This is a genomic window from uncultured Brachyspira sp., assembly GCF_949287625.1.
Classification (GTDB): Bacteria; Spirochaetota; Brachyspiria; order Brachyspirales; family Brachyspiraceae; genus Brachyspira.
Window position 1 is genome coordinate 1 of the sequence record NZ_CASEGO010000157.1, and the last position, 4,132, is coordinate 4,132.

The following is a 4,132-nucleotide window of genomic DNA, read 5'->3' on the forward strand; positions in this document are numbered from 1 at the left end:
AACAGAAATAATATTTTTTACTATATATTATTATTTAAAAAAGTCAATACATTTTTATGTATTGGCTTTTTTTATTTTAAAAAAATTCAGGAGTAAATTATGAATAATAATTGTTTAATAGGTTATACAGGTTTTGTAGGAAGCAATATATTATTGAAATCTGATTTTCATTTTAAATATAATTCAAAAAATATAAATGATATTAAAAATAATGAATTTGATTTACTAATTTGTTCGTCAATACCAGCTGATATGCAGCTTGCTAATACTAATCCTGAAAAGGATTTATCAAATATTAAAGAATTACTAAATATATTAAGTACTGTAAAAGCTAAGGAAGCTGTTTTAATATCAACTATAGCAGTATATCCTCAGCCTGTTATATATGATGAAAGTAACAATGGTTTTATTGGGGATTCTGATTATGGAAAAAATAGAAAAATAGCAGAAGATGAATTTTCTAATATTTTTAATAATGCTCATATAATAAGATTACCTGCATTATTTGGTAAAAATTTAAAAAAGAACTTTATCTATGATATAATCAATCCTGAACCATCATTTTTTACAGAAAGTAAATTTGAAACAATAAAAGATAAAATTGTTTTTTCAAAAAAATATTATAAATTTGATTCAGAAAAAAAGAGATATGTATTTGATAAAAGTAATGCAATTAAAGATAATTCAATATATAAAATAAGGGAAGAATTATTTAGTATTAATGAAACTTCTTTACAATTTACAAATTCTGAAAGTACTTTTCAATTTTATAATTTAGATAATTTATATAATGATATATTAAAATCTATAAAATATAATATACCTATACTTAATATATGTTCTGCTCCAATTTCAGCAAAAGATATTATGAAAAATATTTTTAATAGAGAATTTATTTCAAACAATGCCAAATTATATAATTACAATATGAAAAGTATATATGCTGATAAATGGGGAAATGATAAAATATATTTATATAATGAAAAAAATATATATGATGATTTAGTATCATTTTTTAAATTAAATGGAGTTTTATAATGAAATTATGTATATCTGCTTTAGCCTGGAATATAGAGAATAAAAATAATGTTTATGATTTTTTATCAAAAAAAGAAATTAAATTCATAGAAGTAGTACCATTTAAGATATCAAATTTAGGTCTATATGATGAATATAATAATTATATTAGATTAAAAAAAGAATGGGAGGATTTTGGATTAAAAGCTGTATCTATGCAAAGTTTGCATTTTGGATTAAATAATTGTTCATTATTCAATTCTGAAATTGAAAGAAAAAATTTATATGAATATACATTAAAATCTATAGAGATTGCCTCTACATTAGGTATAGAGCATATAGTATTTGGTTCTCCAAAATTGAGAATCATTCCTGATAATATGTCCTATGATAAGGCTAATGATATAGCTTTGGAATTCTTTACAAAATTAAATGATGATGCTATTAAATATAATGTTGTAATTGGTTTAGAGCCTAATTCTAAAGAATATGGTACTAATTTTTTAACCAATACTAAAGATACATTTGATTTTGTCAAAAAAATAGATTTAAAAAATATAAAAATAAATTTAGATTTAAGTACTATAATTTTAGAAAATGAGAATATAGCACAATCCATAGATTTAGTAAATTCATTGAATTATAGCTTTCATTGTCATATAAGCATACCTTATTTAAAAAATAATTATGCAGATTATAAAAACAATTTAATAGAATATTTTTCAAAATTAAAAACTTCTAAAGTTAATCACTGTTCAATAGAAACTGTAATAAATAATAATAGTGAGATAGAAAATATCAATATTATAAACGAAATAATTGATTTTATAGAATCAATAGAAAAGGAAACAATTTAATATGTTGAGAGAAATACCTGATTATAAGATAGAAGAATTTTTTCAGAAGAGAAATAAATATTGTGTAGGCATTCCTTTACTAAATGAAGGAGAAAAAATAAAAAAAGAATTACAATCTATGTTAGATAATGATATACACAATATAGCGGATATTATTATTTTTGACGGAGGAAGTAATGATGATTCTACTAATATAGATTTTTTAAAAAGTGTAAATGTAAGAACTTTGCTCATAAAAACAGGAGAAGGAAAACAAGGTGCTCAGTTTAGAATGGGATTTGATTATATTTTAAATCAAGGATATGAAGGAATAATAACAATAGATGGTAATAATAAAGATGGAGTAGAATATATAAAAGATTTCATTAAAAAATTGGAAGAAGGGTATGATTTTATACAAGGATCAAGATTTATAAAGGGAGGTATTCATAAAAATACACCAATATCAAGATATTTAGCTGTAAAATTCATGCATGCTCCTTGGATTAGTTTTATGTCAGGTTTTAAATATACTGATACTACATCAGCATATAGAGGTATTTCTAAAAAATTATTATTAGATGAAAATATAAATATATTTAGAAATATATTTTCTGGATATGAATTATTATTTTATATGTCTGTAATGGCACCTAAATTAAATTATAAAGTATGTGAAATTCCTGTATCAAGAATATATCCTAAAAATACTAAAACCCCTACAAAAATAACTTTTACTGGCAATTTTAATATCATAAAAACATTATTTAAATTAAATATTGGATATTACAATACAATAAAAAAAATATAATTCTCTAAAATATAAGATATTTATAAATGTTCGATTTTTTCACTTGAAATTTATATTTTATGTTATATTATATATAAGAATTATAATTTATAAGGAGTTTTAATATGTCTTTAATAGATAATATAGTAGCTAGAGAAATATTAGATTCAAGAGGAAACCCTACAGTAGAAGTAGATGTATGGCTTGATAGCGGTGTTATGGGAAGAGCAGCAGTACCATCTGGAGCTTCTACAGGAGAACATGAAGCAGTAGAATTAAGAGACGGAGATAAATCAAGATATATGGGTAAAGGTGTTCAAAAAGCCGTAGAAAATGTTAATGAAATTATTTGTAATGAACTTATCGATATGGATGCTTTGGATCAAGTAGAAATAGACAGAACTATGATCGAACTTGACGGTACAGAAAACAAAGGTAAATTAGGTGCTAATGCTATATTAGGTGTATCACTAGCTGTAGCAAAAGCTGCTGCTGAAGAATTAGGTATGCCTTTATACAGATATATAGGCGGAACTAATGCCAAAACTTTACCAGTGCCTATGGCTAATATCTTAAACGGCGGTGCTCACTCATCAGCTCCGATCGACTTCCAAGAATATATGGTTATGCCAGTTGGTGCTCCTACTTTCAAAGAAGGTTTACGCTATGTAGCTGAAGTATTCCATAACTTAAAAAATATACTTCATGACAGAGGCTTAAGCACTACTGTTGGTGATGAAGGCGGATTTGCACCTACTCTTAAAGATAATGAAGAGCCTCTTCAAGTAATTATGCAGGCTATAGAAAAAGCCGGATACAAACCTGGCGAAGATGTAATGATAGCTATGGATCCTGCTTCAAGCGAATTCTATAACAAAGATAAGAAAAAATATGTATTCCATAAATCTGACAATAGAGAATTAACTCCTTCTGAAATGGTTGATTTCTATGCTGATTTATGCAGTAAATATCCTATTATCTCTATAGAAGATGGCGTTGCTGAAGATGATTGGGACGGTTGGAAAATCTTAACAGAAAAATTAGGTAAAAAAGTTCAATTAGTAGGCGACGATTTATTTGTTACTAATGTAAAAAGACTTCAAATGGGTTTAGATAAAGGTGTTGCTAATTCTATTTTGATTAAAGTAAATCAAATTGGTACTTTAACTGAAACTTTAGACTCTATAGAACTTGCTAAAACTCATAACTATACTGCTGTAGTTTCTCACAGATCTGGTGAAACAGAAGATTCTACTATTGCTGATATAGTAGTAGCTACTAATGCAGGTCAAATAAAAACAGGTTCTGCTTCAAGAAGTGATAGGATTGCTAAATATAATCAATTATTAAGAATTGAAGAAGAATTAGGCAGCAGAGCTATTTACTTAGGTAAAAAAGCTTTCTATAATGTTATGAAATAATAATATTAATTAAGCATTAAATAACAGTTTAGCTTTAAAGCGATAAACGAGAGCTGGTAACAATTTAT

General features: G+C 25.2%; 4 protein-coding genes. All 4 read left to right on the forward strand.

Features of this window, described 5'->3' with window-relative positions:
- Positions 1-99 precede the first annotated feature (99 nt).
- The 4 genes from Q1X91_RS14905 (at position 100) to eno (ending at position 4,064) form a co-directional block, all read left to right on the forward strand.
- Positions 100-1,038: a hypothetical protein gene (locus Q1X91_RS14905; RefSeq protein ID WP_300759287.1), complete on the forward strand. Its 939-nt coding sequence runs from the start codon at positions 100-102 to the stop codon at positions 1,036-1,038.
- Positions 1,038-1,874 (forward strand): sugar phosphate isomerase/epimerase, encoded by an 837-nt coding sequence (locus tag Q1X91_RS14910; RefSeq protein WP_300759289.1) that lies wholly within the window; start codon positions 1,038-1,040, stop codon positions 1,872-1,874. Before Q1X91_RS14905 ends, Q1X91_RS14910 begins: the two co-directional genes overlap by 1 nt.
- 1 nt (position 1,875) lies before the next feature.
- A complete protein-coding gene (locus Q1X91_RS14915) occupies positions 1,876-2,664 on the forward strand; it encodes a glycosyltransferase family 2 protein (protein ID WP_300759291.1) in 789 nt (262 codons plus the stop codon).
- A 104-nt stretch (positions 2,665-2,768) separates the two neighbouring features.
- On the forward strand, positions 2,769-4,064 hold the full coding sequence (eno, locus tag Q1X91_RS14920; RefSeq protein WP_300759292.1) for a phosphopyruvate hydratase: 1,296 nt from the start codon (positions 2,769-2,771) through the stop codon (positions 4,062-4,064).
- Positions 4,065-4,132 lie beyond the last annotated feature (68 nt).